General features: G+C 62.7%; 28 protein-coding genes and 1 tRNA gene. 9 read left to right on the top strand and 20 right to left on the bottom strand.

The genetic code is table 11. From position 1 onward, the window contains the following. The first annotated feature begins 35 nt into the window (after positions 1 to 35). From acuI to V1286_RS25765, 4 genes are all read left to right on the top strand, one after another. The gene (gene acuI, locus V1286_RS25780; protein ID WP_334484271.1) at positions 36 to 1,022 is read left to right on the top strand and encodes an acrylyl-CoA reductase (NADPH); all 987 of its coding nucleotides are present in this window, start codon (positions 36 to 38) and stop codon (positions 1,020 to 1,022) included. Between the two features lie 107 nt (positions 1,023 to 1,129). Further along, on the top strand, positions 1,130 to 1,747 hold the full coding sequence (locus V1286_RS25775) for a hypothetical protein (RefSeq protein ID WP_334484268.1): 618 nt from the start codon (positions 1,130 to 1,132) through the stop codon (positions 1,745 to 1,747). 160 nt (positions 1,748 to 1,907) lie between these two features. Beyond that, positions 1,908 to 2,141 (top strand): DUF6894 family protein, encoded by a 234-nt coding sequence (locus tag V1286_RS25770; RefSeq protein WP_334484262.1) that lies wholly within the window; start codon positions 1,908 to 1,910, stop codon positions 2,139 to 2,141. Between the two features lie 170 nt (positions 2,142 to 2,311). After that, positions 2,312 to 4,000 carry a methyl-accepting chemotaxis protein gene (locus V1286_RS25765; RefSeq protein WP_334484259.1) on the top strand — a complete coding sequence of 563 codons (1,689 nt, stop codon included), beginning with the start codon at positions 2,312 to 2,314 and terminating at the stop codon, positions 3,998 to 4,000. Positions 4,001 to 4,102: 102 nt separating this feature from the next. Here the strand turns inward: V1286_RS25765 and V1286_RS25760 are convergent, their stop codons facing one another. The 5 genes from V1286_RS25760 to ygfZ form a co-directional block, all read right to left on the bottom strand. After that, on the bottom strand, positions 4,103 to 6,805 hold the full coding sequence (locus V1286_RS25760; RefSeq protein WP_334484257.1) for a DUF2339 domain-containing protein: 2,703 nt from the start codon (positions 6,803 to 6,805) through the stop codon (positions 4,103 to 4,105). Positions 6,806 to 6,980: 175 nt separating this feature from the next. Then, the gene (locus tag V1286_RS25755) at positions 6,981 to 7,487 is read right to left on the bottom strand and encodes a tyrosine phosphatase family protein (protein WP_334484256.1); all 507 of its coding nucleotides are present in this window, start codon (positions 7,485 to 7,487) and stop codon (positions 6,981 to 6,983) included. A gap of 88 nt (positions 7,488 to 7,575) precedes the next feature. Continuing rightward, positions 7,576 to 8,187 carry an HD family hydrolase gene (locus V1286_RS25750; protein WP_334484255.1) on the bottom strand — a complete coding sequence of 204 codons (612 nt, stop codon included), beginning with the start codon at positions 8,185 to 8,187 and terminating at the stop codon, positions 7,576 to 7,578. Next, a complete protein-coding gene (locus V1286_RS25745) occupies positions 8,184 to 8,810 on the bottom strand; it encodes a DNA-3-methyladenine glycosylase I (protein WP_334484254.1) in 627 nt (208 codons plus the stop codon). The genes V1286_RS25750 and V1286_RS25745 overlap by 4 nt, the downstream gene beginning before the upstream one ends. After that, positions 8,807 to 9,688 carry a CAF17-like 4Fe-4S cluster assembly/insertion protein YgfZ gene (ygfZ, locus tag V1286_RS25740; protein ID WP_334484252.1) on the bottom strand — a complete coding sequence of 294 codons (882 nt, stop codon included), beginning with the start codon at positions 9,686 to 9,688 and terminating at the stop codon, positions 8,807 to 8,809. Before ygfZ ends, V1286_RS25745 begins: the two co-directional genes overlap by 4 nt. Positions 9,689 to 9,837: 149 nt before the next feature. Here ygfZ and V1286_RS25735 point away from each other — a divergent pair, with 149 nt between their 5' ends. Continuing rightward, positions 9,838 to 11,172 carry a dihydroorotase gene (locus V1286_RS25735; RefSeq protein ID WP_334484250.1) on the top strand — a complete coding sequence of 445 codons (1,335 nt, stop codon included), beginning with the start codon at positions 9,838 to 9,840 and terminating at the stop codon, positions 11,170 to 11,172. Between the two features lie 171 nt (positions 11,173 to 11,343). Here the strand turns inward: V1286_RS25735 and V1286_RS25730 are convergent, their stop codons facing one another. From V1286_RS25730 to V1286_RS25710, 5 genes are all read right to left on the bottom strand, one after another. Next, entirely contained in the window at positions 11,344 to 11,610 is a 267-nt protein-coding gene (locus V1286_RS25730) for a hypothetical protein (protein WP_334484247.1), read from the bottom strand. A 152-nt stretch (positions 11,611 to 11,762) separates the two neighbouring features. Then, positions 11,763 to 12,401, bottom strand: a complete 639-nt coding sequence (locus V1286_RS25725) for an HAD family hydrolase (protein WP_334484245.1) — start codon at positions 12,399 to 12,401, stop codon at positions 11,763 to 11,765. Between the two features lie 6 nt (positions 12,402 to 12,407). Further along, positions 12,408 to 12,785, bottom strand: a complete 378-nt coding sequence (locus V1286_RS25720; RefSeq protein ID WP_334484243.1) for a TIGR02301 family protein — start codon at positions 12,783 to 12,785, stop codon at positions 12,408 to 12,410. A gap of 62 nt (positions 12,786 to 12,847) precedes the next feature. After that, positions 12,848 to 13,267 carry an NUDIX hydrolase gene (locus V1286_RS25715; RefSeq protein WP_334484240.1) on the bottom strand — a complete coding sequence of 140 codons (420 nt, stop codon included), beginning with the start codon at positions 13,265 to 13,267 and terminating at the stop codon, positions 12,848 to 12,850. Positions 13,268 to 13,365: 98 nt separating this feature from the next. Further along, positions 13,366 to 13,839: a hypothetical protein gene (locus tag V1286_RS25710; RefSeq protein ID WP_334489890.1), complete on the bottom strand. Its 474-nt coding sequence runs from the start codon at positions 13,837 to 13,839 to the stop codon at positions 13,366 to 13,368. 104 nt (positions 13,840 to 13,943) lie between these two features. Here V1286_RS25710 and V1286_RS25705 point away from each other — a divergent pair, with 104 nt between their 5' ends. Beyond that, the gene (locus V1286_RS25705; RefSeq protein ID WP_334484238.1) at positions 13,944 to 14,702 is read left to right on the top strand and encodes an SOS response-associated peptidase; all 759 of its coding nucleotides are present in this window, start codon (positions 13,944 to 13,946) and stop codon (positions 14,700 to 14,702) included. Between the two features lie 102 nt (positions 14,703 to 14,804). Here V1286_RS25705 and V1286_RS25700 read toward each other — a convergent pair whose 3' ends face one another. From V1286_RS25700 to V1286_RS25685, 4 genes are read right to left on the bottom strand one after another with little or no spacing between them, the layout of a single operon-like run. After that, positions 14,805 to 15,386 carry an NUDIX hydrolase gene (locus V1286_RS25700; protein ID WP_334484236.1) on the bottom strand — a complete coding sequence of 194 codons (582 nt, stop codon included), beginning with the start codon at positions 15,384 to 15,386 and terminating at the stop codon, positions 14,805 to 14,807. A gap of 21 nt (positions 15,387 to 15,407) precedes the next feature. Continuing rightward, the gene (locus V1286_RS25695; RefSeq protein ID WP_417021279.1) at positions 15,408 to 15,845 is read right to left on the bottom strand and encodes a GNAT family acetyltransferase; all 438 of its coding nucleotides are present in this window, start codon (positions 15,843 to 15,845) and stop codon (positions 15,408 to 15,410) included. Between the two features lie 20 nt (positions 15,846 to 15,865). Beyond that, on the bottom strand, positions 15,866 to 17,305 hold the full coding sequence (locus tag V1286_RS25690; RefSeq protein WP_334484234.1) for an FAD-binding oxidoreductase: 1,440 nt from the start codon (positions 17,303 to 17,305) through the stop codon (positions 15,866 to 15,868). A gap of 14 nt (positions 17,306 to 17,319) precedes the next feature. Next, a complete protein-coding gene (locus V1286_RS25685; protein ID WP_334484232.1) occupies positions 17,320 to 18,312 on the bottom strand; it encodes an L-threonylcarbamoyladenylate synthase in 993 nt (330 codons plus the stop codon). A 69-nt stretch (positions 18,313 to 18,381) separates the two neighbouring features. On the opposite strand from V1286_RS25685, the gene V1286_RS25680 reads away from it, so the two are divergent. Next, positions 18,382 to 18,458 (top strand) — tRNA-Pro (locus V1286_RS25680). A gap of 703 nt (positions 18,459 to 19,161) precedes the next feature. On the opposite strand, the gene V1286_RS25675 is transcribed toward V1286_RS25680, so the two are convergent. From V1286_RS25675 to V1286_RS25660, 4 genes are all read right to left on the bottom strand, one after another. Continuing rightward, positions 19,162 to 19,779, bottom strand: coding sequence for an SCO family protein (locus V1286_RS25675; RefSeq protein ID WP_334484230.1), 618 nt, complete (start codon positions 19,777 to 19,779; stop codon positions 19,162 to 19,164). Next, entirely contained in the window at positions 19,776 to 20,885 is a 1,110-nt protein-coding gene (locus V1286_RS25670) for an MBL fold metallo-hydrolase (protein ID WP_334484227.1), read from the bottom strand. The genes V1286_RS25675 and V1286_RS25670 overlap by 4 nt, the downstream gene beginning before the upstream one ends. Before the next feature lie 452 nt (positions 20,886 to 21,337). Further along, positions 21,338 to 21,640, bottom strand: a complete 303-nt coding sequence (locus V1286_RS25665) for a hypothetical protein (protein ID WP_334484224.1) — start codon at positions 21,638 to 21,640, stop codon at positions 21,338 to 21,340. 146 nt (positions 21,641 to 21,786) lie between these two features. Beyond that, positions 21,787 to 22,875 (bottom strand): mandelate racemase/muconate lactonizing enzyme family protein, encoded by a 1,089-nt coding sequence (locus V1286_RS25660; protein ID WP_334484221.1) that lies wholly within the window; start codon positions 22,873 to 22,875, stop codon positions 21,787 to 21,789. A gap of 534 nt (positions 22,876 to 23,409) precedes the next feature. On the opposite strand from V1286_RS25660, the gene V1286_RS25655 reads away from it, so the two are divergent. Then, the gene (locus V1286_RS25655) at positions 23,410 to 24,726 is read left to right on the top strand and encodes a hypothetical protein (RefSeq protein ID WP_334484218.1); all 1,317 of its coding nucleotides are present in this window, start codon (positions 23,410 to 23,412) and stop codon (positions 24,724 to 24,726) included. Between the two features lie 179 nt (positions 24,727 to 24,905). Here V1286_RS25655 and V1286_RS25650 read toward each other — a convergent pair whose 3' ends face one another. Next, positions 24,906 to 25,217, bottom strand: a complete 312-nt coding sequence (locus tag V1286_RS25650; RefSeq protein WP_334484216.1) for a hypothetical protein — start codon at positions 25,215 to 25,217, stop codon at positions 24,906 to 24,908. A gap of 96 nt (positions 25,218 to 25,313) precedes the next feature. Next, on the bottom strand, positions 25,314 to 25,628 hold the full coding sequence (locus V1286_RS25645) for a hypothetical protein (protein WP_108518580.1): 315 nt from the start codon (positions 25,626 to 25,628) through the stop codon (positions 25,314 to 25,316). A gap of 228 nt (positions 25,629 to 25,856) precedes the next feature. On the opposite strand from V1286_RS25645, the gene V1286_RS25640 reads away from it, so the two are divergent. Beyond that, the gene (locus V1286_RS25640; protein ID WP_108518582.1) at positions 25,857 to 26,057 is read left to right on the top strand and encodes a hypothetical protein; all 201 of its coding nucleotides are present in this window, start codon (positions 25,857 to 25,859) and stop codon (positions 26,055 to 26,057) included. Positions 26,058 to 26,944: the final 887 nt, after the last annotated feature.

The raw sequence follows: 26,944 nt of genomic DNA, 5'->3' as shown, positions 1-26,944 counted from the left end.
ACACTCCTGACAGAGAAAAGTCCGGGGAGTTTGCCGTGGGAACGTTCAAGGCCATCAGGATCGACAAGGCGGAGAAGGGCACCACCGCCGCACTGACGCAGTTCGACGAAGCCGAGCTGATGGAAGGCGACGTCACGGTTGCGGTCGAGTGGTCGACGCTGAACTACAAGGATGGCCTGGCCGTCACCGGCAAGGCCCCTGTGGTGCGGCGCTTCCCGATGATCGCCGGCATCGATTTCGCAGGCACCGTCGAACAATCCTCGCATCCGGAATGGAAGGCCGGCGACAAGGTCGTCTGCAACGGCTGGGGCATGGGTGAGACCCATCTCGGCGCCTATGCCGAGAAGGCGCGCGTCAAGGGCGACTGGCTGGTGCGGCTGCCCGACGACATTTCGACCCGCGACGCGATGGCGATCGGCACCGCCGGCTACACCGCGATGCTGTCGGTGCTGGCGCTGGAGAAGCATGGCCTGACGCCTGCGAGCGGCCCTGTCGTGGTGACGGGCGCTGCCGGCGGCGTCGGTTCGGTCGCCACCGCCGTGCTCTCGAAACTCGGCTACCACGTCATCGCATCCACCGGGCGCATCTCGGAGGCCGACTACCTCAAGGGGATCGGTGCCGCCGAGGTGATCGACCGTGCCGAACTCGCAGGGCCCGCCAAGCCGCTGGCGAAGGAGCGCTGGGCAGGCGGCGTCGACAGCGTCGGCTCGACTACGCTCGCCAACCTGCTTTCGATGACGAAATATGGCGGCGCCATCGCCGCCTGCGGGCTTGCCGCCGGCATGGACCTGCCGTCTTCGGTCGCGCCTTTCATTTTACGCGGGGTGTGCCTTCTGGGCATCGATTCCGTGATGTGTCCGCTGCCCCAGCGCAAGCTTGCCTGGAATCGCCTCGCCAGCGATTTGGATAAAGGAAAACTTGCTGATATTACTCAGGAAATCACCCTCGACCAGGTCATTGGAACCGGTGAGCAAATACTCGCCGGGCAGGTCCGCGGTCGAATCGTGGTAAAAATTCTCTAACGGCGTTCAGACTTTACCAACCAACCTGCTCCAATGTTGCCACTGTTGATATGGTAAGCACGGGGTAAAGGCGGGCGCCCGCGCTATTGTTAAGTTGGAGTAGCAGCATGCTTGCGCGTTTGGTTCTGGGGGCCGTCACGGCCGGTGCGATGATCGTTCCTGCGCTGGCCGGGAGCATGAATGCCGACGAGGCGCGCAGGTTTGTGACCGGCAAAGTTTTCGCCTTTACCTGTTTCGACGGTACCCGTGGCGCCGGCCGCATTCTCGAAGATCTCGGCGCAGCCGGTTCTGTCCAATTCAGCGGCTCCGGCCCGATCCGCCATGTGCGCCTGCCCGGCAACACGCTGCAGATTCGCGGCCAGGCCGTTTGTGCTTCGATCAAGGGACTTCCGTTCGAGCCGTGCTTCAATCTCGACAAGCGCGACGATCGCTCGTTCCGCGGCTCCGTCTCGGGCATGGGCTTCGCCTATTGCGATTTCCGCCATCAGGGCGCCTCGCAGATGCTGATGGCGCGCTCCGTGGCGCGGCCGCGCTCGATGCTTCGTCGGGAGGAGCCGTCGCGCGCGGCGGCTGACGCACGTGCCGAGGTAACGTCGCGCGTCGAAACGCCGGCGGTCGAGAGCGCCAAGCTCGAGCCGGTGAAATCCGAGCCAAAGGCTGAATCGGCCAAGTCTGAACCGGCCAAGGCCGAGAGCGCTCCGGAGCTGCGCCGCTCGACCGATTAATTGCACGGTAAGTCGGCCTCGGCTCCGGCCAATCCATTTCAGCTGACGAACGCCAACCCGTAGTCATACGGGCTGGCGCATTCACGTCCCGGTAGCGAATCTCATTCCAACTGGTGACCGGCAGAGAAGGCCGGGGGCGGCCCAACCCATGAGATCAATCATGCCGCTGTATTTTTTTCGGATCAGCCACGGCAGCTACGCAGGCGCGTCCGATCAGGGATCCGAATTCGCAAGCCGCGAGGCCGCCTGGACCGAGATGACCAAGGTCTGCGGTAACCTGCTCGGCAGCCTTTCGCGCAGCCTGAAACAGAACGCCGAATGGCAGATGGAGCTTCTGGACGAAGCCAAGCGGCCGGTTTTCCGGATTCGCCTTGTCGCCGAATCCGTCGGTTAGCGCTCAATTCAGTGTCCGTTCCCGCACCCGGGTAATTTTACGGAGCGCCGTATTAACCGTCGCTTGCGACCTGATGCGTACCGTTGCCGAATATTCCCGGCGCATCGAAGATTGACGGCAGTTCCTCATAATTCAGCGGCGCCTGTCTCCAACGCTTGAGAGAGCCAGCCATGCCCGCACTTTCCATTCGCGCCAAGGTCATCGCCGTGATCGCATTCATGCTGATCGCGATGTCCGGCATCGGCCTGCTGGCGATCCGCAGCATGCAGGTGATCAACGCCCACACGGTGGAAATCGCCTCGAACTGGCTTCCGAGCGTCCGGGTGCTCGGTGAACTACGGGCGGATATCAACCTGTTCCGCGTTGCACTCCGTGCCCATGTGATGGCGGAAACGCTGGAGGCGAAGGCCGCCAACGACAAGCGACTGGCCGGCATCCTCGAAAGGATTGCAAAAGATCGCAAGGCTTACGAGCCGATGATTACCTCTCCCGAAGAGCGCTCGATCTACGAGAACTGGGCGCGCGCCTGGGACAAGTACATCACCGGCGTCCAGGAGGTCATCGAGTTGTCGCGCCAGAGCATCGGCCGGATTCCGCATGAGGCGAGCGAAGCCATCTCCAAGAAAGTTGCGGTCATCGCCGCCGAATCCGATGCGTTCCTGGAAAAATCCATCAATCTCAACAATGCGGGAGCGGACACCGCGACCCGGAAGGCTGCGGAAGGTTACAATTTCGCGTTCTGGACCGTCCTGGGCATTGTCGCTGCCGTCGTCATCTGCGGTATCGGCGTGGGGATGTATCTGGTCCGCGATCTCTCGAGCGGGATTGCCTCCGTCGTGATGCCGATGCAGGCGCTGGGAAGGGGCGACCTGTCCGCCGCAGTAACGCGCCGCGGTGAGAAGACCGAAATCGGCGCGATGGCGGATGCCCTGCAGGTATTCAAGGATGCGCTGATCGCCAAGAAGGCCGCCGACGAGGTCGCCGCCCGCGATGCCGAAGCCAAGATCGAGCGCGGCCGTCGCGTCGACAGCATCACGCGGGACTTCGAAGCCATGATCGGCGAGATCGTCGAAACCGTGTCGTCGGCCTCGACCGAACTCGAGGCTTCCGCAGGCACGCTGACTTCGACCGCGGAGCGCGCCCAGGAGCTTGCCACCACCGTCTCGGCAGCCTCGGAAGAGGCCTCCACCAACGTGCAGTCGGTCGCATCCGCCACCGAGGAAATGGCGTCCTCGGTCAACGAGATCAGCCGGCAGGTGCAGGAATCCGCGCGGATGGCAAGCGATGCTGTGGATCAGGCCTCAAGGACCAACGATCGGGTCGGCGAATTGTCGAAAGCCGCCGCCCGCATCGGCGACGTGATCGAGCTCATCAACAACATTGCGGGCCAGACCAACCTGCTTGCGCTCAACGCCACCATCGAGGCGGCACGCGCCGGTGAAGCCGGCCGTGGCTTTGCGGTCGTTGCGTCCGAAGTCAAGGCGCTGGCCGAACAGACCGCCAAGGCCACCGGCGAGATCGGTCAGCAGATCACCGGTATTCAGTCCGCAACCCAGGATTCGGTCGGCGCCATCCAGGAAATCTCGGGCACCATCGGAAAGCTTTCCGAAATTTCCTCGGCGATCGCGGCCGCCGTGGAAGAGCAGGGCGCGGCGACGCAGGAAATCTCCCGCAACGTGCAGCAGGCGGCGATGGGAACGCAGATGGTATCCGCCAACATCACCGACGTGCAGCGTGGCGCGACCGAGACCGAGACGGCCTCGTCACACGTGCTCTCCGCGGCGCAGTTGCTGTCGGGCGACAGCAACCGTCTCAAGCTCGAGGTCGCCAAATTCCTCGAATCGGTACGCGCCGCCTAGAGCTCCGTTTCAATGGTATCGAAACAGAGCTCTAGATTCTTGGTTTGACGCGTTTTCTTAACGCGAACCGGTTGCTACTTCGCTTGAAAACGCTCTAGTGGATCAGCTTCCCGAGGAAGCAGCCGGTGCAGGCGGCGGCGATGCCGCTTGCCTGCGGAACAGGATCCGCTGGTACAGCCAGCCGATCGCCACCAGCACCAGGCCTAAGCACATGAACGACAGCGCGCGGTAGACGCCCGTGAGCGTCGACATGTCGATCAGGAAGGCCTTCAGGATCGTCAGTGCGATGACGACGGCGGAGGCCAGCCGCGCACGCTGCGAGTTGAAGAGAATGCCGATGCCGAGCAGCACCACGCCGAACGCCAGGTACGCGATCGAGTAAGTGTATTGTTCGGCGCCGGTGGTCGGGCCGACCGACATGACCGGGCCGTGATAAATTCTCCTGATTTCAAACGTCATATAGGCAAGCGCAAGAATGAGCGCTCCCGCTGCGATCGTGTTGGCGTAACTGACCGGGCGCCGGCCTGCGACAGCGTATGACAACAGCAGTGCGAGAACGGCGGGCAGCGCGTAGCCGAGCAGCAGCAGATTGATGACGGCGCCGCCGACGTCGATATACCAGAGAATGGGGTTCTCCAGCATCAGCAGCCCGAACACCGCCGCAAGGCCCGCGAACGCCGTGAGCAGGATCGCGCCGGCATTGTGAATGACGCTGCCGGTACGGATGCGCAGGCGCTCCAGCCCGATCGCCATTGCGAGCGCTACGCAGACTTGCAGCGCGACCTCGGTGAGCCCGGCGCTCTGGTGATAGACGTCGCCCTGATTGACGGCGTGGCGGATTTCCATGAACGCCAGCAGCACCGTGAACAGGATCGCCGCCGCCTCCACCGTCCGCAGCGGCGCGTCATCGCCGCCGCGGCGCAGCAAGATGCTGCCGGCCCAGAACGAGAGCGCCGGAATACCATAGCCCCACAACAGCCAGTTGAAGATCGGCGTGGTGCCGACTGCGGTGCCGACAATGCGCGGATCGTCAGCGATCCGCAGCACCACGATCGCAGCCAGGATCGCGGCCAGCGAGCGCAAGAACGGAATCGGCCGCTGCGTCGAAATCCAGGCGGTACCTGCTGACATCAACGCCAGCGCAATCGTGAGCCAGCCTTTTTCCAGCGCGAATGTCAGCGCTAGCGCCAGCGCGGCGAGCGAGCCGGTCGCAAACAGCGCGATTGAGGCCTGCAGTCCCGGACGGTCTTCGCGCTTGGCGAGGACCTCGGTCGCAGCGGCATAGGCCGCGGCGAGCGCGACCGCGAGAACCGCGAACGGGATCGAACGATCGAGATGGACGATGCGGGCGTAGAGTGCGACCAGCAGCGCCAGCGGCGTGAAGACCGCCGCGGCCGACCAGATCACCGGTATGATTGGTCCGATGGAGCGACCCTGCGCCAGGAAGCCCGCCACACCAAAACCTGCGGCGAAGATCGCGGCCGAAATCAGATGCAGCGACACCGATCCGTCCGTGGCGTTCGGTCCGATGCCTGACAACGGGCCGCCGGGCAGCACCAGCATGTCGGCATTGGCGCGAACGGCCCATTCAGCGAATACGACAAAGACCAATGCAGCGGCAGCCCCGACCGCGCCGGCGGCGGCATCGCTGCGCCAGGCGACCAGGAGACTGCCGGCCACCAAGAGGCCGAACACGATCATCGCGGTGTCGGCATGAAAACTGTTCAGCACGATCAAGGTGGCGCCGAGCAGATAGGCCGCAAGCGAGCCGGAAGAGATCGGCTCGACCTGCCCCTCGTCGGCGGGTGGGCCGAACATGAAGCCGCACACTACGAGCAGGGCGACAAGAATGAAACCGGCGAGCACGTGGAACGCATGCGGGCCGACCATCGATGGGCCGCATTGCAGGCAAGGGAACGTCCATAGCAGCGCGAACACGATCGCGGTAACCGCGAGCCAGCGCCACAGCCTGACACGCGCAAGTCCGAAAGCGGCAGCGGTGACGATCGCGAGATAGATGTAGAGCGCCCAGAAGTCCGGCTTGTCGGACGAGACCAGGACAGGCGTGACAAAGGCGCCGACGACGCCGAGACCAGCGAGCGCCGGCCCGTGCAAGAGTGCCGCGGCAAGCGTGCCCAGCGCCACCAGCCCAAGCAGGACGAACGCGGTGGCGGGCACCAGAAAGCCATATAGCGCATAGGCGGCGTACACCGTGGCAAACGCCACGGCTGTTCCTGCAGCCGTCAGGATGGCCGGGATGTTGGCGATCGGCAGGGTCTCGATCGTGGAGATGCTCTCTTTGCGGCGCGTCCATTCGCCGGCCAGCAGTAGAGCCGCAGCAAACAGGCCGCCCAGCATGGTGCGGACGCCCGGGCCGAGCAGGCCGGCCTCGATCGAATAGCGCACCATGAAGAATCCACCGAGCGCCAGCGTCAGCCCGCCGATCCACACCACCCAGCGGGTGCCGATCGTTTCCTCGAAGCCACGATCGGGCTGAGGCAGCGGTGGTGGCGGTGCCGCCGCGGCGCTTGTGGCCTGCTCCGGCGTCTCGGACGGCGCAACGGGCGCGACGTCGGGTACGATGGGCGGTGGTGTCGGCGCGGCCGCGGCCGGCGGCAGGGTCTGCTCGAACGCTTCGAATGGCGTGAGCGGCGGAGGCACGGGTGCCGCGGCGGCCGCCGGCGTCGCCTGGATCGCCTCCAGGCGCTGGCGCAGCTCCGCCACCTGATTCATGGCCTTCCGCGCAAAAATCAGCGCGACGATCGCGATCACGAGCGCGAAGAAAACGAAGGGATCGTCGAGCATTGGGCCTCCAGGCGGGCGCGTGAGAGCGTTGACCGGCCACCTCGGCGGCCCGGTTGCAATCCTGTGTGGGGCTTTGTCCGCTAAAGTTCAAATCAAGCCCGTGAGGCAATGTCGCACTCTTTGCAGCGAGGGATATGGCATTTTCGTGCCATATCCCTCAGGCGCGCACAGGTTTCTATTCCAGATCGAGCTGGAACGGCCGGCCTTCGACGGTCATGCTGCCCGGGCCCATCTCGTCGAGCGCGCGCAGCATCCGGCCGTCGCGCCCGAGCGCCTTGTCAGCGAGGCTGACGATCAGCCGGTTCGGGGAAGCAATCGGAGAGCGGGCGCGAATTTGCCGGGCAATCTCGATCTCGTTGCGGTGCGGATTGAGAGCGCAGGCGGCGGCGAAGGCGCTCGCGGTCGAGCGGCTGATGCCGGCATAGCAATGCACCACCATCGGCGCGCTGCGGTCCCAGTTGCGGACGAAGCTCAGCACCCTCTCGATATGCAGGTCCGACGGCGCGACAAAGCCGTCCATCTGCTCGGTGATGTCGTCCATCGACACCCTCAGATGGTTGGCCTCGAGCACCGAAGCTGGCCGCAGCACCTGATCGACATTGGCCATCACGGTGAGGATATGGCTGGCGCCGGTGGCTCTGACGGTCTCGGGAAGTGCGGCAAGCGAACAGACGTGAAGCATGGCGATCCTTCGAAGCGTTCCCTAGTCCTGTTTTGCCGTAATTATAGGCCCGGGGGTGAAGCGGTGAAAGCAGGTTTGCGCGGGGCAATCAACCGAGCAGCAGCTTGAATCGCGCCAAAAACTGCTTCTCGGCCCGGGCCGCGGTCCACGGCGTCAGATAATCGCGCACCGTGGCCTCGGGCAGGCCGGGGTCTCTGCCGAACAGGCGTTTCGCCTCTCCTTCCGAAAATCCGGCCAGATGGGTGGCTTCGAGATAGGCCGCGCCGCGATCGGCCGCCTTGATGGCCTTGGTAATTTCGTCCGCCAGAACCGGCGGCAGGCCGAAGCGAATATGGATCGCCGCCAGCAGGCGCTTCTCCACCACCTTGTAGTCGCCGCCGAGCACGGCTTTGAACGGCGAGATCATGTCGCCGATGACATATTCCGGCGCGTCGTGCAGCAGCGCTGCGAGCCGGAAGCGGGCGTCGACGCGCGGCATCTGTTCGCGCATGACGGTTTCCACCAGCAGCGTGTGCTGCGCCACCGAGAAAATATGCGCGCCGCTGGTCTGCCCGTTCCAGCGTGCGACGCGCGCCAGGCCATGGGCAATGTCGGCGATCTCGATATCGAGCGGGGAGGGGTCGAGCAGGTCGAGCCGTCGCCCCGACAGCATTCGCTGCCAGGCGCGATTGGCGATGCTGGACGTTTTGCGCGCCGTCATTTGGCCTTGAGGCGGGGCTTGCGAAGTTTGCCGCTGCAGTTCTCGTGGCAGAAGCAGGTGACCAGATGGTCGTTGACCATGCCGGTGGCCTGCATGAAGGCGTAGACGATGGTCGGGCCGACGAACTTGAAGCCGCGGGCGCCGAGCTCCTTTGAAATCTTGATCGAGACCGGCGTCGAGGCCGGTACGCTGGCCGTGGTCTTGAACTGATTGACGACAGGCTTGCCGTCGACGAACTCCCACAGGAACTTGGAGAAGCCCGCGCCTTCTTCCATGATCTTCAGATAGGCCTTGGCGCTGTTGACGGCGCCTTCGATCTTGGCGCGGTTGCGCACGATGCCGGCATCGTTCATCAGCGCGTGGATCTTCTTGTCGCTGTAGCGCGCGATCTTTTCCGGCTGAAAATCGTCGAACGCTTTGCGGAAGTTCTCGCGCTTGCGCAGGATCGTGATCCACGACAGTCCAGCCTGGAAGCCGTCGAGGATCAATTTTTCATAGAGCGCCCGGTCGTCGTATTCGGGGACGCCCCATTCAGTGTCGTGATAGGCCATGTAGAACGGGTCTTCGCCCGGCCACGGGCACCGCAGCTTGCCGTCGGGGTGCAGGCGCGCAGATTTGCTCATGCGACGGTCTGCTTCGGTGGGGTGCGAACGTCGTTCGGGTCGGTCAGCCGGATCGCAAGGCCGCCGGCCGTCAACGGCAGTCCCGCATCGAGCGCGTCCGCAACGCGGTCGATCCGGACCAGCGCGAGGCCATGGCCGCCGGCGGTAGATCCCATGGTGCCGAGCTGCTTGTCGCCACCGAGAACGGCGACGCCGGTCTCCGGCGAAAAGTCTTCGAGCGTGACGCGCACGATCCGCGTCCGCGCGGTGCCGCGATGCTGCATCCGCGACACCACTTCCTGGCCGACATAGCAGCCCTTGTCGAAATCGACGCCGTGCAGGCGGTCCATATTTGTCTCATGCGGAAACGCGTCGCTGTACATGAAATCGAGCCCGCCGCGCGGCACGCCCAAGGCGATGCGATGGGCCTCGTAGGCGTCACTGTCGACGAGATCGGCGCCGATCAGACCGGCGACTTTATGCTTGAGATCTTCGGGCACGAGAATGCGCCAGCCAAGACCCTCATGCCGCGGATCGGCAAAAGCCAGATCGGGCTTCACGGCCGGCTCGCCCTCCCATACCGCCAGCACGCCCATGCTGTCGGAGATGTTCTCCACCGCGACCTTGGCGCGCAGCTTATAGAAGCCGAGCTTGTCGGCGAGGTTCTGCGCCAGCGCGCGGGGCGCATCGATCAGGAAGCCGCCGCCATGGCCGGCGGGGGCTTCGGTGATCAGGAAATCGGCCGTGATCTTGCCCTGCGGCGTCAGCAGCGCGCCGAACCGGCCAAGGCCGGGCTGCAGCAGCGTGACGTCTGTGGTGACGAGGCCGTTGAGGAAGTTGCGGGCATCCTCGCCGCTGACCTTGACCACGCCCCGGTCCGGAAGAAACGCTGCTTTCATAAGCTAAATCAGCCTCTTTTGACGTGCTTTTTGAAGTTCCTGGGGAAACGCAGGTGGCGGATATCCCATCCGAAGTTAAGGCGCTAAGGTGCCGCCAACAAGCCCCGCGACGGCCTTGAAGCGGGCGCCTAAGGACCGATGAATCAGCGATGAATCAACGATTTGATACCATTCTAAAATCCGGCACCGTGGTCAATCAGGACGGCGAGGGCATCCGCGATATCGGCATTTCCAACGGCCGGATCGCCGCGATCGGCGGCCTCGGGCGGGCGTCCGCCGCCGAGACGATCGACTGCAGGGGCCTGCACATCCTGCCCGGCGTGATGGATACGCAGGTGCATTTCCGCGAGCCGGGCCAGACGCATAAGGAAGATCTTGAAACCGGATCGTGCAGCGCTGTGATGGGCGGGGTGACGGCGGTATTTGAAATGCCGAACACCGATCCGCTGACCGTCACGGAAGCCAACTTCACCGACAAGGTGAAGCGCGGCCGTCACCGCATGCATTGCGACTTTGCTTTCTTCATCGGCGGCACGCGCGAGAATGTTCAGGATTTACCTGAACTCGAACGCGCACCGGGCTGCGCTGGCGTCAAGGTGTTCATCGGCTCGTCTACCGGCGCGCTGCTGGTCGAGGACGACGAGAGCCTGCGGCGTATCTTTCAGGTGATCCGCCGTCGCGCTGCCTTTCATGCCGAGGACGAATATCGCCTCAACGAGCGCAAGCCGCTGCGCATCGAGGGCGATCCGCGCTCGCATCCGGTGTGGCGGGACGAGACCGCGGCGCTGATGGCGACGCAGCGGCTGGTCAATCTCGCGCGCGAAACCGGAAAGCGCATCCATGTCCTGCACATCTCGACCAAGCAGGAGATCGAGTATCTGCGCGATCACAAGGACGTCGCGTCCTGCGAGGCGACGCCGCACCATCTGACGCTGGCCGCGCCCGAATGCTACGAGCGGCTCGGCACCCGCGCGCAGATGAACCCGCCGGTGCGCTCGGCCGATCACCGCGAGGGTATCTGGTACGGCATCGAGCAAGGCATCATCGACGTGCTCGGCTCGGACCATGCGCCGCACACGCTGGAGGAAAAGGCCAAGACCTATCCGGCCTCGCCCTCGGGGATGACCGGCGTGCAGACGCTGGTGCCGCTGATGCTAGATCACGTCAATGCCGGGCGGCTGTCGCTGGCGCGCTTCGTCGATCTCACCAGCGCGGGCCCCGCGCGGCTCTACAACATCGCCTGCAAGGGCCGCATTGCCGCCGGCTATGACGCCGACTTCACCATCGTCGATCTCAAGCGCAGCGAGACCATCACCAACAAATGGGTGGCCTCGCGCGCCGGCTGGACGCCCTATGACGGCGTGCGCGTCACCGGCTGGCCGGTCGGCACCTTCGTGCGCGGCAAGCGCGTGATGTGGCAGGGTGAGGTGACGACGCCGTCAACCGGCGAGCCGGTGCGGTTTCTGGAGACGTTGAAGGGGTAGGAGTTTCAGCTGTCGAGGGAGGGCAGGACGTCACGCCAGCCACAGCCGTCGTCACCCGCGAAGGCGGGTGATCCAGTATTCCAGAGACGGCAACGATTGAATCGAGGGGCCGCGGCGTACTGGGTCGCCCGGTCAAGCCCGGGCGATGACAGCCTGGTCTGACGCGAGCTGTTACTGCTTCGCCAATTTCAGCGAAAACTCACCGTTCCTCACGCGAGCCGGCAGACCTTCCACGAACTTCGCCACTGCGTCCTCGCCGTAGGTCGAGACCAGTTCGGCCAGCGCCGTGAACAGGCTCGCTTGCGCGAGGCAATCGCCATCGACGCCATCGTGCCGCGCTTCCGCCCAGGCCTCGCTCAAATAGCTCAGCGCAGTCTGCTTCTGCTCGAAGTCGGGAAGCGGGTCGCGGGCGGTCGGGAACGAGGCTGGGCGGCTCATGAAGCTCAACGAAATCTGCGCGCGAACCAGGGCGGAACGCATCCTAACGCGACAAGCTGTAGCACGCGCGGCGGGCTCGCCTAGGCCACATCTTTAGGAAGGGTTAACGGCGCTGCTCGAATTTCAGGCGGCGACAAAAGTTCCCGCGCGTCTCACGCAATGCAGCCGAGGACCGCCCCCGGGGTGGCGCAAACATGGTGCGCGCCGGCCTCCAGCAACTCGTCGCGGCTGCCGTATCCGTACAGCACGCCGATGCCCTTCATGCCGTTGTTCTTCGCGCCGACCATGTCGTGGCTGCGGTCGCCGATCATCAGGGTCTTGGCCGGATCAACCGATGCTTGCTTCAGCGCGTATTCGAGCAGATGGGATTTGTCCACACGGGTGCCGTCGAGTTCGGAACCGAACACGCGCTCGAAGTGATCGCGCAGACCGAAGTGATCGATGATGCGCTCGGCGAACACATGCGGCTTGCTGGTGGCGACGAACAGCCGGTGGCCGGAGGCGCAGAGCGACGTCAGCACCTCGCCGATGCCGTCATAGACGCCGTTCTCATAGAGGCCGACATCGGAAAATCGCTCACGATAATACGTCACGGCGAGATCGGCCGACGTCTCCGCGCCAAGCAGCCTGACGAAACTGGCGCGCAGCGGCGGGCCGATGCACCAGGTCAGTTCGTCCTCGGTCGGCATGGTCGGATGATCGAGCCTTTGCAGCGCATACTGGATCGAACGGGTGATGCCCGGCTTGGGGTCCGTCAGCGTTCCGTCGAGGTCGAAATAGATCGCGTCCATGGTTGCCTAGTTCGCGTAGCGCGCGGTGAGGTCGCGCGAGATCTTTGAGCCTTCCTCGATATATCTGCGGATCGCGACGGACGCCGCAGGCGTGCAGGTCCGGTAGGTCTGCTGAAAGCCGTTATAGCCGCGGTTGAAGCCCGCGATCATGCGGGCGCGGCGGTCGCCGGACGGGGTTTCGGCGTCGATCAGCGCCTGCATTTCGTTGCGCCATTTCGCCCCTTCATTGGAGCCACAGATGCCCCGGAGGTAATGCAGGGTGCCGAGAATCTCGGCCAGCCGCTGCAGATCGCCGTCAAACGGCGCGGCGGCATCCTGGGCCCGCGCGGGAGCCAGGTGGCATGCCGAAATGATGATGAGGGCGGCGAGGGCGTGCTTGAGCATTTGGGGCCGATATGCCCCCTCAGTACGCCCGAGGCAAGGTGTGAGGCTCCGGGAACGGCCGCCTAGACCAGCTTTCGGGCGGCCTCGATGACCTCCAGGAGGCCGCCGGTGATCTTCAGGTCGCCGAGCCCATCCGGCGCCAGCCATTTGAAATCGTCGTGCTCGTCGTTCAGGACCGGCTCCCTGGCCGTCCAGCGCGCCGCGAACGACATGATCAGGTAATGCCCGCCGCCGCCGGCCCCGGGCAGCACCTCGCGCCAGCCGGCCAGGCCCAGAATCTCGATTCTCAAGCCGGTTTCCTCGTCCACCTCGCGGTGGAGCGCCGTGTGCAGGGATTCGCCGAATTCGACCCGGCCGCCGGGGAGCGAGTAAAAACCCTTGCCGGGCGAGCGGGCGCGGCGGACCAGCAGGACCTTGCCGTCACGAAAAATCGCGCCGCTGACGGCGAGTTGAGGGTGGGTCGGCTGGACAGGGGAAGCCAAGGGGGAATCCGGTAAGCAGGGAACTTGCGGTGCGAACGATCATGCCCGATCGGTTCGCGCAGGTCTAATACGACGAGATGGAGTGAGGCGTGGCGCGGCTAGTTCGACATCACCGCTTCGATGTCGCCCTCGGTGTTGCCGTTGATGACACCACCGGCCAGCGCCACCAGCGGCTTGACCCAGGCGGTGGCCTGCTCGGCCAGCGTGGCGCGGGTCTTATCCTGCTGGGCCTCGCGCATGGCGTTGCCCACCGCGGTCAGGATCGAGGTCATGGTAGCCGTGAGATTGTCGAAATTGGCACGGACCTTGGGGTCGGCGCATTCATAGGCCTCGATCGCGAGGTCGCGGGCCTTGAAGTTGGAGGCCCAGAAGTGCTCGGCGTAAGACAGCGGGGTCCAGGTGAGAAAGTCCTCCGCGCATTCCGGCATGTCCGGCACCATTTCGAGCAGCATGACGGCTTCGTTGAAATGATTCAGGTAGTCGGTGGCGAGCCCGGTGCGGGGATTGATATTGGCCGCGCGCAATTGATCCGCACGCGCCTCGTCAATACGGGCCGTCGTCGGTGGTGGCATCGGGCGATCGGATCGCACATCTGTGGTGGCCATGAAGGTCATCTATCCCACTGTTAACATCGGGGGTTAACACCCATTAAACAGCGGCTTATCTTGTTCAGATAATGTGCGGACGTTTTGTAATTACCTCACCGCCTGCGGCACTCCGGCAGATCTTCGGCTATATCGAGCAGCCCAATTTCCCGCCGCGGTATAATATTGCGCCCACTCAGCCAGTTCCGGTTGTGATTCTGGAAAATGGCGGCCGCCATTTTCGGCTGATGCGCTGGGGACTGATTCCGTCGTGGGTGAAGGATCCCCGCAAATTTACGCTCCTGATCAACGCGCGCTCCGAGACGGTTCTGGAGAAGCCGGCGTTCAAGAATGCCATCAAGCGGCGGCGCTGCCTGATCCCGGCCGACGGCTATTACGAATGGCAGGATGCGAGCGGCCGCAAGCGGCCCTTTTTCATCCACCGGCGCGATGGTCGGCCGGTCGGCTTTGCCGCGCTCGCGGAGACCTGGATGGGGCCGAACGGCGAGGAGACCGACAGCGTCGCCATCGTCACCGCGCCCGCCAGCCGCGACCTCGCCACGCTGCATCACCGCGTGCCCGTGACGATCGCGCCCGAGGAATTCGAGCGCTGGCTCGACGGCCGGACCAACGATGCCGACGACGTTATGCCGCTGCTGCGCGGGCCGACTGAGGGCGAATTCGCCTGGCACGAGATTTCCACGCGCGTCAACCGCGTCGTCAATGACGACGCGCAACTGCTGCTGCCGATCACCGACGAGGAGCGCGCGGCGGAGGAGCCGAAGCCTGCGAAAAAGGCCGCGCCGCGCAAGGTGACGGCGGAGGATGACGGGCAGGGGTCGTTGTTTTGAAGCGTCATATTTGTAGGGTGGGCAAAGCGAAGCGTGCCCACCATTCTCATCGAGATTCTGGATGCATGGTGGGCACGCTGCGCTTTGCCCACCCTACGGTCCTCACCGAAAAATATGCAGCGCGGCATACTGCAGCAGCATGATCGTCTTCGCATCCACAATGCGGCCGTCTGATATCATCGCGAGCGCAGAATCGATCGGCAATTCCAGCACCTCGATGTCTTCGCCTTCATCGGCGAGGCCGCCGCCGCTGCTGATGCGCATCGAGGGCTCGTATTCGGCGACGAAGAAGTGCAGCTTCTCGGTGACCGAGCCCGGACTCGAGAAGGCTTCGAAGATCTTCCTGATCTCGCCGAGCCGATAACCGGTCTCCTCTTCCGCCTCGGCCCGGATCCGCACCTCGGGCGCTTCGCCGTCCAATACACCGGCCGCAGCCTCGATCAGGAGATCGTCGTAGCCGTTGACATAGACCGGATAGCGAAACTGCCGCACCAATATCACGGTGCGCTGCGCGAGATTGTAGGGCAACACGGTGGCGCAGTTGCCGCGGTCATAGGTCTCGCGGGATTGCGTCTGCCACTGGCCGTTGGCGCGGCGATATTCGAACGTGGTCTTGTTCAAGAGGTAGTAGTCGTCGGAAAGGATCTCGACGTTCTTGACGCGGACGCGATCGGAGATAGTCATGGCTGCCTGTTCGTCTGGAAACTACGGCGTCGGCTCGCGGCCGTCGAGCCATTTGGCGAAGGTCACGGTCTGCTGGTTGTAATAGCCGAGCGACTGGTAGAATGCGTGGACCTGCGCATTGTCTTTGCGAACCATAAGTTGAAGCTTCAGGATGCCGGCCGCGCGCAGCCAGTCCTCGGCCGCGTTCATGATCGCACGGCCATAACCCTTGGCGCGGCGCTGTGGATCGGAGGCGACGTAATAGACCCAGCCGCGATGGCCGTCATAGCCGACCATCGCGGTCGCCACGATCGCGTCACCGTCGCGGCCGATCAGGATCGTTGAATTCGGCTCGCGGCGGGCGAGCGCGATGTCGGCTGCGGGATCGTTCCACGGCCGCGTCAGGCCGCAGGCCTGCCACAGCGCGATAACAGTGGCGACATCGGCGTCCGCGATGTCGGCGATGGCGAGCGCGGGAATTGTCTTCGCAGCCGTCACGGTCACAGCACCTTCCCCGGATTCATGATGCCGAGCGGATCGAGCATCGCCTTGATGCCGCGCATCAGCTCGATCGCGACCTTGTCTTTCACGTCGGGCAGTTCGTCGCGCTTGAGCACGCCGATGCCGTGCTCGGCCGAAATCGATCCGCCCATCCGCATCACGATCGCGAATACCACCTCGTTGACCTCGTGCCAGCGCGACATGAAGTCGGCGGTGTTGCCGCCGATCGGTTGGCTGACATTGTAGTGGATGTTGCCGTCGCCGAGATGGCCGAACGGTACCGGCCGCGAACCCGGAATGAGTTTTACCACCGCCGCATTGGCCTCTTCGATGAACGCGGGCACCGCCGCGACCGGCACCGAGATGTCGTGCTTGATCGAGCCGCCTTCCGGCTTCTGCGCGGCTGACATCTCGTCGCGCAGCTTCCAGAACCCGGCGCGCTGGGAGAGAGAAGCTGCGATCACGGCGTCGTCGACGATGCCTTCTTCCATGCCCTTGGCGAGGATGGATTCCAGGGCGTCGCGGGCATCGTCGCGCGAGGAGGATAACTCCATCAGCACGTACCAGGGATGCTTGGTCGTCAGGGGATCGCGGATGTCGATGCCGTGACGCAGGCTGAAATCGACGGCGATGTCGGCCAGCAATTCGAAGCTGGTGAGGCTGCCGGCCGCCTCGTTCTGCGAGATCGACAGCAGCTTCAGCGCCTCTGCCGGCGACTTGAGGCCGACATAGGCGGTCTCCACCGCACGCGGCTTCGGAAACAGTTTCAGCGTTGCCGCGGTGATGATGCCGAGCGTGCCCTCGGCGCCGATGAAGAGGTTGCGCAGATCGTAGCCGGTATTGTCCTTCTTCAGTTTTGACAATCCGTTCAGGATCCGTCCATCGGCGAGCACAACCTCGAGCCCGAGCGCCATTTCGCGCGCCACGCCATACGCCAAAGCAGCGGTGCCGCCGGCATTGGTGGAGAGATTGCCGCCGATGGTGCAGCTTCCTTCCGCGCCGAGCGACAGCGGGAACAGGCGGTCGACTTCCGTCGCACGGGCTTGCGCGATCTGCAGCACCACTCCGGCCTCGCACGTCATGGTGTTGGAAGCGGGATCGATCTCGCGGATCTTGTCGAGCCGCCGCATCGAGACGACGACCTCGCCATGATGCGGGGTCTGGCCGCCGACCAGGCCGGTATTGCCGCCCTGCGGCACCAGCGCGATTTTGTGCTCGCTGGCGAGCTTGCAGATCGCGGACACTTCCGCCGTCGAGCCGGGCCGCAACACCAATGGCGAGCGGCCATGAAACAGGTCGCGTTCCTCGGTGACGTAGGGCGCGATATCGGCGGCATCGGTCACGGCATATTTGTCGCCGACGATGGCGCGAAACTTTGCGATCAGCTCGGCGGGAAGAGGCGGCACGGAACCTTTCTTGGAGCCCTGGACGATATTCATTTTCTTGTTCTCGTTCATTCTCGCCCGACTGCTGCGCGGCGCAGCCGGTCGTTGATGGCTTCGCCCAATCCCTCGTTCGGGATGGGCATGACAGCGATGGTGCGCACGCCCTTGCCGTCGAGCGCGCGAAGGTGGCCGAACAGATTGGCGGCAGCCTCCGCAAGGTCGCCGCGCTCCGACAGATTCATCACTGTGGAGGTGGCGTCAATTCCCGAAATTGCTCCGAGGCCGAACGCGAGCAATGCTTCGCCCGGTTGCAGCGCTTGCGCGTTGAGGCGAACGCGCGCGCGCGGCGCGTAATGGGACGTCAGCATGCCCGGCGCCAGCGGTTGTACGCCGTCGGTTCCGGCATCCGCCGGCGGCTGCACGAGCGCGCGGCCCAGCACGCGCTCGATCTCCGCGCGCGGCACGCCGCCGGGGCGCAACAGCATCGGCGCATCGAAGCAGCCGACGACGGTGGATTCGACGCCGACGGCGACCGAGCCGCCATCGACGATTAACTCGATCCGCTCCGCAAGGTCGCTCTGCACGTGGGCAGCGGTGGTCGGGGAAACGTGGCCCGAGATGTTTGCGGATGGCGCGACTACCGGGCCGCCGAACACACGCAGGATCTCGCGCGCCACAGGGTGGGCCGGTATCCGGATCGCGACCGTGTCGAGCCCGGCGGTGGCGAGGTCGGCCACCGCGCAGCTTTCCGTTTTCGGCAGCACCAGCGTCAGCGGGCCCGGCCAGAATGCCTCCGCCAGCGCGGTCGCAGCGGCGTCGAAGCGCGCGATTTTGCGGGCAGCGGCGATATTGCCGACATGGGCGATCAGCGGATTGAAGGCCGGCCGGCCCTTGGCCTGGTAGATGCGGGCGACCGCGGCCGGATTGGTGGCATCGGCGCCGAGGCCATAGACGGTCTCGGTCGGAAACGCGACCAGGCCGCCTTCGGCCAGGATACGCGCCGCCGCCGCCACGGCGGCCTCGCCGGCGGGCAAAATCTGGGTCTTCAGGGCAACATTCACTGTGATTAATTTCCTTAATCCGGCTGCTTGCGGTCGCCGACACCCAAGGCTATAAGCCGCGTTCCAAGTCGGAGTGTGGCTCAGCCCGGTAGAGCACTGCGTTCGGGACGCAGGGGTCGCAGGTTCGAATCCTGCCACTCCGACCAATTATTTTATCATTTATTCTTGCCATTCATTTTTCAGGGCTTTTTCTGATTGCTGGCGGTTCCCGAGTCAACCGCGGATTCCCTGCCTGAAACGAAACATAAACATGCGTTCTCGCGGCTCAATAAGCCCGAGGTTTGCCTGACCTTGTCCCTCCTGGGGAGGGAGCAGGGAATGCCGGGTGCTTGCTGCACCCGCGGTCTCGTGTGCAATGGGCACAAGGAAGTGCGCACACGAGCATACAGGTACAGCCGGAGCACGCCGGCATTCCCTGCGCAATGGGTTGACGGCTTATGCCGCGCTCTCCCTGGAGACGAATTCGTCTTGCCTCCATCGCTGCCGGCCTGATGGCTCAATCGATCCGGTCGGATCGAATTCGCCACCGGCAGCTTGGCACCAGCCACGGGTGTCGGGACCACACGGTTTTGCCGTACGCTTCAGCGCCGTACGTCCTGCGCGCCGGATTTCGCTCACAAGATAAACTTGCCCTGCGACTCCATTTGCGCGCCGACGCCATAGCGTCCACCACATCCCGCCTCGCGTTCGTGACGATCGCGATACGCCCCTCTTGTCGAGACGGGACAGCGCGGAAATAGCCACTGATTTGGGGTGAGGGGGAAGCGAATTATTTTTGGAGAGCAGGCTGGACGACCCAAATCAGACTGAATCCATTCAGCAAATTAGATTTTTCGCGCAATGGACCCTTCAGCGTTTGGCTGAGAGATGAGCCTTGATGCCCGCAGCCATCCGATCCGAGGGGGTGCCCGGCGGGAAGAACCCGAGATACTTGCCGTCGCGATCCATCAGATAGATGAAACCCGAATGATCGACAGTGTATCCTGCAGCGCCTTCGATCGGGACTTTGGCGTAAAAGACCCGATACAAGCGCGCAGCGTCGCGAATCTGCGCAGCATCGCCTGTTAGGCCGAGCAGGCGCGGGTGAAAGAACGGCACATAGTCGGCGAGATGCGCAGGCGTATCGCGGTCGGAATCGACAGTGACGAACAACGGCTGCACCGCGTCGCCGCCGGGGCCAAGTTTGTCGACGGCCTGCCCGATCGCCATCAGATCGGTCGGGCAGACGTCCGGACAGGAGCTGAACCCGAAATAGACAAGCATCAGCTTGCCACGGAAATCGACGTCCGTACGAAGCTTGCCGGTGTGATCGATGAGAGTGAAGGGGCCGCCGATCGGCTCCTTGCCCCACATCACTGCGTCCATCAGCTCGCCGGCGCTGCGTTCGCTCTGCGCGTGCACCACGGGCACTGCACCGAGCAGTCCCGCGGCCAGGACCGGGCCGACAAGCACCCGACTGTTCCTCATGCGCCCATTGTCATACGGACGCCGGTTGTCGAAACCAGAAGCTTGTCCGGTAGCTGCGCGCGCACGGCGCGAGCGAAGTTGTCGCCGCTACAATGCATCGGGATAATCACGTCCGGCTCGAGCTTCTTGATCTCGGCGACAACTTGATTGAGATAGTCCTCGGGTGCCGGCCCGAGATGGAAGCCACCGACGATAGCATGGATCTTCTGCACGCCGGAGACTTCCTGTGCCTGCCGGACCGAATTGACGATGCCGACGTGACCGCAGGAGCTGATCACCACGAGCCCGCGGTCTTTTACATTGAAACAGGTCGCGTGCTCGTGGATGTGCTCGTCCGGAACGATCTTGCCCAGCATCTCCGCTGGCAGGTAGTGGCTCGCGTTACAGCCGAGACCGTCCTTCACAGCAAATCCGACGTGCGTGTTCGGCAACACTCTTTCGATGCCCGACCTCTTGATCTTGCCCGTCGTGAAAGCGTGGTCGGCGACAACCGTCGGGTTTTCCGCCAGAACGACTGAGACCTTGTTCGCGGCCAGCTCGCGGCGATCGAGCGCGCCAAATTCGGCAAGTGCGCCGGGCGCGCCGCTATAGCGCTGGCAGAAATTGTCCTCCCCGCCGGCATAGAGTTTCACATCGGTGGGCAACGCGCTGCGGTACTTCTGCAGAAAGCCGATGAGGCCGCCGTAATGATCGAAGTGGCCATGGCTCACGACCATTGCATTGATCTTGCTGGGATCAGCGCCGGTCAGTTCGATATTGTTGAGCAGAGCTTCCGGCGTATAGCCGAAGTCGAGCATGATAGTGCGCTGCTCGTTGCCGCGCTGTGACTGCAGGTACAGAGACAACCCCCACTGGTTGTGTAGTGCGCGACGATAATCCTGCTGCCGTGGTGCCGGCTCGATCGAGACGTTCCCCACCTTGCTCGGCCGCTCGAAAATATTCTGGCTTCCATCGACCAGCACCCGGATCGAGAGTTTGTCCACCACGGGAACGTCGATCGCGGCTGCTTTGGCGATTTCGATGCAGGTGAAACTGCCGGCGGCGACGGCTCCCCCAATGGCCGCACAACCCCTCAGAAAATCGCGGCGTTTGAACTGCTCGATCATCGATTCCTCCCTGCAATGGAGCCAAGCCTTATCCTTGGCTGGATGACTCCAAAACTGGCGAAGTATAGAAGGCGCGAAATCGCGCCCTCAAATCCAATATCAATGAATAAGTAGTGCTTGCCCGCCGAAGGCACTGGTGCTGCGCTCAACTACAGAACTCCGGCACGTGCCGTTGGCAGCTCATCGAAGAATACGCCACTTTCGGTGCAGCCAAAAGAGCAGATTCACTTCCGTTTATCGCACTTGGCGTCGTTTCGCTGCGATGCGGAATTTGGTCCGCTATCGGCGGCGCATTTCGGACATCGTGTAGTAATCAAGCTCGATTTATGGGCACGCGCCCTGGTTCAAAGGACGACGGCGCACAGCGCGAGCCTTCGATGCCGCCACGCCCGCACCACAACGGGAGCGGCGATGCCGGACTTCTTTCGTACCGCGCCGTGTTGAACTCAGCGTTAGCGTGGCGTGCTGCTGGTCCCGGAATTCCGGCCGGAACTTGCAGCACCCGAACCCGTCGTTGTCTGACTGCTGCTCGGATTGGGATGCCCGGGTGCATGCGCGGAAGCACCTGGTGTTTCCTGTTGTCCCACAAATCCGGACTGTCCGGAGTCGCGGGTCTTGATGCCTTTGTCCGCTTCTTCCTGCATCTGCTTGTCAGATTGCATCTGTTGGCCAGGCGCCGTCGACTGCTGAGCCTGTGCCGGCACGGCGATGGCAATGCCAAAAGCCACCGTCATGGCGAGAATTGAAGGTCGCATGAGCCATCCTCCTATCGTTTCCTCTCCGCACAACGCGCGAGGCAGCGATGGTTTCCCCGGAGAACTTCGAAGGAGGAGAGCGCAGGAACCCGCGAATAGCCAGGTCGAGATCTACAGGACCGCTCAGCTTGGCGCAGCCACTGCGATCATTGTGCGAGCTGCGCCAATCCTTTCCAGTCGAAGGTGATTCCGTGGCCGGGCCGCGTTGGCGCCAATGCCATGCCTTGGTCGAGGACCAGCGGGTGCTCGATATAACGATCGAGTCCAAATCCGTGCGCTTCGAGATAGGAGCGATTTGGGCAGGCCGCGAGAAGGTGGACCGTGATGTCGTGTGCGCCGTGGCTGGTGACCGGAAGATTGAACGCTTCGGCGAGCCGCGCGACCTTCATGAAGGCGGTGACGCCGCCGCAATTGGTGACGTCGGGCTCGGGATAGGACACCGCGCCGGCCGCGATATAGTTCTTGAACTCCCAGAGCGAGCGCAGGTTTTCGCCGGCCGCAATCGGCACGCCGCCGGCAGCCATGATGCGGGCATGACCGGCAATATCATCGGGAATGATCGGCTCTTCGAGCCAGGTGAGGTCGTAGGGCTGCAACGCGCGCGCAGCGTGGATGGCTTCCTCGACCGTCCATTTCATGTTGGCGTCCGCCATCAGAGGAAAGCCGTCACCGAGATGTTGGCGCATTGCCTGCACGCGCGCGATGTCGGATGCGAGATCGGGGCGGCCGACCTTCATCTTGATGGCGCGAAAGCCCTTGGCAAGATTATCATCGGTTTGCTTGAGAAGCGCTTCAACAGAGAGATCGAGGTCGATGCCGCCGGCGTAGCAGGGCACACGAACGTCGAAGCCACCGAGCAGACGGAACAGCGGCAGATTGGCGCGGCGCGCCTTCAGGTCCCACAGGGCGATATCGAGCGCCGAGAGCGCAAGCACGGGCGGTCCGCCGCGCCCGCCATAATGCAGGCCCCACCAGATATAATGCCAGATGGCCTCGGTGTCGTCGGCGTGCCGACCCTCGATCAGTTCAGGGATCTCCCGCTTGAGGATGTCGGCAATCGCGCCGCCATTACGCCCGACGGTGTAGGTGTAGCCCGTGCCTTCAGCCCCGTCTGAATCGCGAACGCGGCATGTCACCAGTTCGAAGGCTGCGATTTCGCCATGCGTGCTGTCGGAGAGGGTAACCGTCAGCGGGATCCGATAGAGTTCAGTCTCGATCGTTTTGATTGTTGTCATTGATTTCCACCTGAGTTTTCTTCGTGCATATTGAATTGGGCGCGCCGATAGGTTGGTTTGACCCCCCTTCCACTTTTGTCCACTTTACCGTGGTCCCGTTTAACGCACCACGTCCGGCACCGCGGACCTTAAGTTTGCGTAATCTCATTGCAGCCAGGAACGTCTGGACCATCTAAGTGACAGGCGGGAGCGTTAAAACCTGCCCTTCAACTGACACCCAGCGGCCGTGCTCAGAAAAGGCGAGCTGGGTTCTTTTGGATTTAACGCAGGTCCTGCCTCATTGGCCTCAGAGGCGACGATGATTTCTACCTCTCAATTTCGAAATGCCCGCTGGTTGGAAAAAGACGATCGGCTCTTGCGCGCGATGTCTAAGGCCGGGGAGGGCCTCACGCTGATGACGGTCAAACCCAATCGGCCAATGACGTCCGTCAAGGTGCGTGCCGTCGACTCCGGCTCTGTCTCGCCAGCTCTATTCGAAGTGAACCCGATGCGGCCTTGAAACGTTAGATCAGGCACCCAATCGGCGGAATTTACGTGGAGAGCGTCCAGGCATATCTAGATCGGAAGTACCAGGAACTCAGGCTGATCAATGACTGCCTGAGACACCCCTTGCCGTTGACCTGCCCGCGGTCGGTCAGCGAAGTCATTCGGCACAAGTTTCAGCTCACCGCTGCCCTTAAGGCAGAGCACGCCCTGCATGACTGGAACGTCACCGAGACGGCTTGGGCACATCCCGGCCAACAGCGCATCGGCCCCTTCGAATTTCGATACGACTACCAGCGCGCCGATCTCGATGTGCGCGGCCCCTCTTTCTACGAACGCGAGTGCGGCGCGATCGATACCATCTATACGGCTTCCGGCATGGCCGCGATCTCGGCTCTGCTGTTGGCGTCTGCCCGGGTGACCGGAAGGGCGGACATTGTGGTCCTGCCTGGTGCCTATGGTGAGACGCAGGAGTTCATCGAAGGCTATGCCGATCGTTTGCGGATGATTGCGCTGAAGCGCCCCTTGGAAGAGGGCGCCGCTCGGAGATCGGCTTCATCGCGGATAATGTTACTGGACTCCTCCGCATCCGCTTCCGCGTTTGATGCCGGGCTTCAGTCCACGAAATCGGCGCCTGATCTCTTGATCTTCGATACCACCTGCTTCTCCAGCGCGTCAGGGCGCATCCGGTGGGTGTTGGGACGTGCTCGTGAATTGGCTATCCCTGTTGTCATGGTGCGTAGCCATACGAAGCTGGATTCGCTCGGGGCAGAGTACGGTCGACTGGGCTCCGTGACTTTCGTTAATTGGGAAAGGAATGTACCCCGCGGATCGAAGCTCAGAGAACTTCCGGTCGAAACGCGAAATGCTGTTCGGCTATTGGGCGGCGCGGCGCTGCCAGCGCATTTCCCTCCCTACATCGGTGCACCGTTATATCGCGAGCTGACGAACAAACGAATCGCGGCCATTTTGCGCAACAGCCGTCGCGCCAGCCGGTATTTTGCGACCGCTCTCCCAGGCTTGACGGCCGAACTCCATTTCGTTCACGGCCTCTACGTCACGATCGGCAGCCAGCAGCCGCTTGATGAGGCAACGGCGAGACGGACGGCTGCGGAAATGAGCAACGATCTCGCCCGGACGGGTTTGCCAATCCAGCACGCAGGGAGTTTCGGGTTTGATTTTGCAGGAGCAGAATGGTTCCATAATCCCACGACTGATCGCTATAGCATCCGCATCGCGGTGTCCGATCTTCCCACCACGATCTGGGATGATCTTGATGAAGCGATTGCCCGGTGGTGGTCGACGCACCAGCGCAGGAGACTTGAGAACCCATCTCACCGTTCCATGCCGAGTGCATTCTCTACCTGAGTATGCAGGGGCGCGAATTGGGGGTAGTTTCCGTTGACGGATGTTTGAAACCTGCGCACGGCCCAAATGTCACGTACAAATAAAGGTCACGTACGAATACGGTGAGCCAACGGTTCCCGTTTCCAAATCAGGAAATCAGGCGCAAGCTTCCCCTGTGCGCTGTGGGCAACAAGACAAGCTTAATGATTGAGCCGCAGATTCGTCTTAGGTTGCACTTGGGAACGACACTCGGCGTCAGCAGGGTGTTCATGGATGGAGGCTTGGATGCCCAGACAATTCGGCTTGAAGGCAACGTCATCAGCCGCACGGCCGGCGTCCGCAGGATCATCCCGCGCCACGCCGGGCCGGAATGAACCGGCGTCTGCATTGAAGAACCGTTCTCCGGGCAGTTCCGCTCCGGGCAGTTCCGCGGCGTCAAAGCTCGCTTCGCAATGCTCGGAGCTGCCGTTCTCACCGGCGAGCTGGCGCGGCGGCCGTGATCGGCGATCCATCTCGGCAGAGTGAAAATCCTCGCGCCGAAATCCTCCGCACCGAGGCGCGCTTGCCTTTGCTTTGGCCGCGCCGCGTCAATCGCGGCGGTTTCGACCTTACGTGCTCCGTTCGGGAAGGTCGCCAAGCAGGTTTGACAGCTTGACCGCCAGCTTTCGCAGCCGGGCATTCTCTTCGAGCAGCACCCCGACATTATCGGTTTTCTGATGCTGCGCGTCATCACCCCGAAGTCCGTCGACTTCGTCGAGCAGGGGCGCCAGGGCGGTGAGAAGTTCGTCGCTCTGCAGCAGTGCTTCATTTGCCTGACGCACGTCATTGCCTTCACGCAGCGGCACGACATTGTCGGCATGTCCGACATTTCGAAATGAATCGCGGCGGGCTTGTTTGTCTTGCGGCGGATATTCGATACTCATGACACATTCCTGTTCACAAGGTGGCCCGGTCGTCGGTTCGACGACAAGCTTTCCATTGAGTCGAGGGCGAATTTGCGTCGGAAAGGGAACAAGGATGAGGCTCGCCGGAAAGCCACACGTCCTTTGATTCACACGGCAGATCGAATTAGGCCAAATTTTTGACGTATCGCGAACCATTCTGACGTCCGCGCGGCTGGGGAGCAAACCATCTTATTTTGGGGCGTATCGATGACCGATTTCCTGACCAATGCGGATCACTGGCGCAAGCGCGCGGAACTGACAAGGGCGTTAGCCGCGAACGCCGTCAAGGACCAGGGGCGTTTGCTCAAGGTGGCGGAGGAGTACGACCGTCTGGCGGCTCACGCCGAACGGCGACGCAGTGCGATGGTCCCGGCTGGTTCCTACGCTTCGGCAAGCCGGCCCGAGTAAGTCCTGCTCCATCGAAAAACCGTCGGAAGAGGCGGGCATTTCCGCTTCAGTTGACGCATTTCGATGCTGTCGCGGCGGAGAAGTGCACCGCCAACCCCAGATGTGTGACCTGTAAAACACAACCGCGGGGTAACGTTCAAAGCATTGTGATCATGCGATTGCAGGAGAATCAACGAATCACCTAGACCGTTAGCGGGGCTGGGAAGCGGAGAGTTAGTATGAGAGTCGCTTCCTTAGAAAGTGTACTGACGGCGGCTACGCTGGTGTTGGCCATCGTTATCGTGCTGTGGGGAATCAAGATTTTCCACGGTGTATGAGCAGGCGTGCTGGCGTCGAACTGGAAACCTCCGGTCAAGAAGAGGTTCGCGACAAAGGCGTCACTTCCGCGGCGGCGGAGGCCTTTTCATTTTTAGTTGCCGACGCATAGTTCGCCGGAGGCTTGTTCCTTCCGACGCGTATCGAGTTTGGTTTACGGCCTGGCGCGAATTCCGCACAGGCCGCGAGAGGCATTGGTTGCAAGTCCGGCATGCATTTTGGTTATTATCTAATGATCGCAGCGCTCGTTCTCATGGGGCTGGAAGTTCTTTACGCGCTTTATCAACTGGCCACGTTTCTTTGAGAGAAACTTTTCGGCTCTGATTGAATCAGAACCCGTCCTAGATTGTTGTTTTGATGCGTTTTCCTGACGCGGAGCCGGTCCTGGTCCGAGGACATGCTCTGCTCGAAGACGCCACACATCGCACGCGCAGGCTGCAGCGCCAGCCTCCGCGCGCTTCAAGATTCGCCGCAATCACGCCGCTTTAGCGCCGGGGTCGCCTCCGCGCGCTTCCAATTTTAGTCGCAAAATTGCCCGCCGACTCACCTCATTCTCCGCGCGCGACAAAGAG

The organism is Bradyrhizobium algeriense, from assembly GCF_036924595.1.
GTDB lineage: Bacteria > Pseudomonadota > Alphaproteobacteria > Rhizobiales > Xanthobacteraceae > Bradyrhizobium > Bradyrhizobium algeriense.
The sequence above is the reverse complement of the archived record's forward strand: the minus strand, read 5'-3'. Positions and strand labels throughout refer to the sequence as shown.

Excerpts from the sequence above, each read along its gene's own strand:
- V1286_RS25755 (WP_334484256.1), bottom strand. The coding sequence starts at position 7,487 with ATGCTTCACGTCTGTTCGCTTGCCGCACTTCCCGAGACCGTCAGAGCC.
- V1286_RS25650 (WP_334484216.1), bottom strand. The coding sequence starts at position 25,217 with ATGGATCGCCGATCACGGCCGCCGCGCCAGCTCGCCGGTGAGAACGGC.
- V1286_RS25750 (WP_334484255.1), bottom strand. The coding sequence starts at position 8,187 with ATGACGGCGCGCAAAACGTCCAGCATCGCCAATCGCGCCTGGCAGCGA.
- V1286_RS25700 (WP_334484236.1), bottom strand. The coding sequence starts at position 15,386 with ATGACTATCTCCGATCGCGTCCGCGTCAAGAACGTCGAGATCCTTTCC.
- V1286_RS25735 (WP_334484250.1), top strand. The coding sequence starts at position 9,838 with ATGAATCAACGATTTGATACCATTCTAAAATCCGGCACCGTGGTCAAT.
- V1286_RS25675 (WP_334484230.1), bottom strand. The coding sequence starts at position 19,779 with ATGAGGAACAGTCGGGTGCTTGTCGGCCCGGTCCTGGCCGCGGGACTG.
- V1286_RS25690 (WP_334484234.1), bottom strand. The coding sequence starts at position 17,305 with ATGAATATCGTCCAGGGCTCCAAGAAAGGTTCCGTGCCGCCTCTTCCC.
- V1286_RS25745 (WP_334484254.1), bottom strand. The coding sequence starts at position 8,810 with ATGAGCAAATCTGCGCGCCTGCACCCCGACGGCAAGCTGCGGTGCCCG.
- V1286_RS25720 (WP_334484243.1), bottom strand. The coding sequence starts at position 12,785 with ATGCTCAAGCACGCCCTCGCCGCCCTCATCATCATTTCGGCATGCCAC.
- V1286_RS25705 (WP_334484238.1), top strand. The coding sequence starts at position 13,944 with ATGTGCGGACGTTTTGTAATTACCTCACCGCCTGCGGCACTCCGGCAG.
- V1286_RS25765 (WP_334484259.1), top strand. The coding sequence starts at position 2,312 with ATGCCCGCACTTTCCATTCGCGCCAAGGTCATCGCCGTGATCGCATTC.
- V1286_RS25770 (WP_334484262.1), top strand. The coding sequence starts at position 1,908 with ATGCCGCTGTATTTTTTTCGGATCAGCCACGGCAGCTACGCAGGCGCG.
- V1286_RS25730 (WP_334484247.1), bottom strand. The coding sequence starts at position 11,610 with ATGAGCCGCCCAGCCTCGTTCCCGACCGCCCGCGACCCGCTTCCCGAC.
- V1286_RS25665 (WP_334484224.1), bottom strand. The coding sequence starts at position 21,640 with ATGCGACCTTCAATTCTCGCCATGACGGTGGCTTTTGGCATTGCCATC.
- V1286_RS25775 (WP_334484268.1), top strand. The coding sequence starts at position 1,130 with ATGCTTGCGCGTTTGGTTCTGGGGGCCGTCACGGCCGGTGCGATGATC.
- V1286_RS25645 (WP_108518580.1), bottom strand. The coding sequence starts at position 25,628 with ATGAGTATCGAATATCCGCCGCAAGACAAACAAGCCCGCCGCGATTCA.
- V1286_RS25710 (WP_334489890.1), bottom strand. The coding sequence starts at position 13,839 with ATGCCACCACCGACGACGGCCCGTATTGACGAGGCGCGTGCGGATCAA.
- V1286_RS25640 (WP_108518582.1), top strand. The coding sequence starts at position 25,857 with ATGACCGATTTCCTGACCAATGCGGATCACTGGCGCAAGCGCGCGGAA.
- V1286_RS25670 (WP_334484227.1), bottom strand. The coding sequence starts at position 20,885 with ATGATCGAGCAGTTCAAACGCCGCGATTTTCTGAGGGGTTGTGCGGCC.
- V1286_RS25760 (WP_334484257.1), bottom strand. The coding sequence starts at position 6,805 with ATGCTCGACGATCCCTTCGTTTTCTTCGCGCTCGTGATCGCGATCGTC.
- ygfZ (WP_334484252.1), bottom strand. The coding sequence starts at position 9,688 with ATGAAAGCAGCGTTTCTTCCGGACCGGGGCGTGGTCAAGGTCAGCGGC.
- V1286_RS25725 (WP_334484245.1), bottom strand. The coding sequence starts at position 12,401 with ATGGACGCGATCTATTTCGACCTCGACGGAACGCTGACGGACCCCAAG.
- V1286_RS25660 (WP_334484221.1), bottom strand. The coding sequence starts at position 22,875 with ATGACAACAATCAAAACGATCGAGACTGAACTCTATCGGATCCCGCTG.